Origin of the sequence: uncultured Leptotrichia sp. (assembly GCF_938036635.1) — a bacterium.
In the GTDB taxonomy this organism is placed as follows: Bacteria; Fusobacteriota; Fusobacteriia; order Fusobacteriales; family Leptotrichiaceae; genus Leptotrichia; species Leptotrichia hongkongensis.
Genome location: NZ_CALHQO010000328.1, coordinates 1 through 2,155, shown reverse-complemented (window position 1 = coordinate 2,155; position 2,155 = coordinate 1). Strand labels below are relative to the sequence as shown.

Sequence of the window (2,155 nt, the reverse complement as noted above, 5' to 3'; positions counted from 1 at the left end):
TATGAATTTAAGAGCCATGTCTCCAGAAGCTACTCCTCCATATCCTCCACCTTCTACAACTGACACAAAAACAATCTGAGGATTATCAGATGGAAAATATCCCGCAATCCAAGAGTGGTTATCTACAAATCCTGAATTTTGTGCAGTCCCTGTTTTTGCTGAAACTGGATAATTTGGTATATATAAAACTTTAGCTGTTCCACCTGGACCACTTACCGGCAATCTCAAGGCATTTTGTAATAGTTTCAAATTCTTTGGACTTACCTTCAATTTTTTTATTACTACAGGCTTATTATTTTCAACTTTTCCTGAATATGTCACAAATCTGTCAACAACCGTAGGTCTTAATTTTACACCATTATTAGCTATAGTTTGATAAACTGAGGCAATTTGAATTGGAGTTGCCAAAACATATCCTTGTCCAATTGACATATTTATCAAATCTCCAGGCAGCCATCTCTGATCCTGTTTCTTCTTAAATCTTTTCTTCTTCCATTCAGGACTAGGCAATGTTCCTGTCAATTCTCCAGGAATATCAATTCCTGTCTTAGATCCAATTCCAAATTCCTTTGCATATTTTACAATATTGTTAATTCCAGCTTTTTGTGAAAATACATAATAATATGTATTTACAGATTGCTCTATGGATTTTGCAAAATTGGTAATTCCGTGTCCAGATTTATGCGAATCCCTAAATATTAACTTCCCGTATCTGTACTGTCCAGTTGAATTTACAGTAGCATAAGGAGAAATTCCAGATTCCAGTATTCCCATTCCCGTTACTGCTTTAAAAGTCGATCCTGGCGGATAAAGTCCAGCAATTCCCTTATTAACAAGCGGCTTTGCCTTTGAATTTACCAGTTCAGTCCATTGATTATCAGGTATTCTCGAACTTAATAAATTCAAGCTGATTTCAGGATTACTTACAAATGTAATTATTTTTCCAGTTTTAACTTCCATTGCAATAAAAACTCCACTTTTACCTGAAAATGCATCTGTCATATATTTTTGCAATTCCATGTCAATTGACAAGTAGACATTTTTTCCTGCAACACTTTCTGTTGCCTCCACTTGCCTTATAACATTTCCTTTAGCATCAACTTCAACATTTTCCCTACCGTCTTGACCTTTCATTTCCTTGTCGTAAGAACGTTCAACACCTTTTTTACCAATCAGGTCACTATTTCTATATCCATCCTTTTCCAAATCCTTGAATTCCTTTTCACTAATAGGCTTTACGTATCCAATAACATGCGATGCAAGCGCATCTTCAGGATAAAATCTCTTATTATACTCCACAATGCCGATTCTGTCATTATTAATTTTTTCAATTGCCCTTAATGCCACCTGCTTGTCTAAATCTTCAATAACAAGTATCTTTTTATCAGTTCCCATTCTTTGCTGCTTATAAAATCTATCTATAAGATAGTCAACCTGATATCCTGTAAGCTGGCTTATAGTATTTATATCGCCCATTGTTTCCTTAATCCGTTTTGCCACAGCCTTACGTTCGTTAGCAAGCCTAGCATCCATCTGTTCTGGCGTCATTCCCTTAACTTCCTTTAAAAGTTTCAAGTCATTTGGATCTAACGTATATGTATGCATATGAACCAGCTGATATCCTGTTGTATTTTTAGCAAGCAATTTACCTTCCCTGTCGTAAATTTCTCCACGTGTAGCCTTTATTATATTTGTTCTAATTCTATTTTGCAATGCCTGTTCTGCATATTGTGAAGCCTCTAATATCTGCAATGTAAACAGACGTGCAATTAATATTAGAAAAACAGCTCCGACAAGAATAAGAAAGGCAATAAATCGTACATTTTTCTCTTCTTTATCTAATTCTCTCATAATTTTCCTCCTTATAACTGTTATCTATTCTGTTTCCTCGTTTCCTTCATTCACGCCATTATAAAAATCATCCAGTCTGTAGTAATCTCTGGCATCTTTACTAAACACGCTTATAACTATATCTCCGGCATCAATAAGAACCCAGTTAGCCTCCTCAAGCCCTTCCACATTTTTCACATTTTCAAGGCTTTTCTTTATATCAGCCGCTATCGCTTCAATATTTCTAGAAGAACTCCCAGTACACAATATTGAATAATCAAAAAATGGCGATTTTCCTCTCATATCATACACTTTTATATCCTGT

2 protein-coding genes are annotated in these 2,155 nt (G+C 35.2%); both read right to left on the bottom strand.

What is annotated here, in order from left to right; translation table 11 throughout:
* Positions 1–1,851: penicillin-binding protein 2 (mrdA, locus tag Q0370_RS06530; RefSeq protein WP_299573658.1), on the bottom strand; the 1,851-nt coding region annotated here is incomplete at its 3' end.
* A gap of 24 nt (positions 1,852–1,875) precedes the next feature.
* Positions 1,876–2,155 (bottom strand): ribosome silencing factor (gene rsfS / locus Q0370_RS06525; protein ID WP_299573656.1); only part of this gene is annotated, 280 nt, incomplete at its 5' end.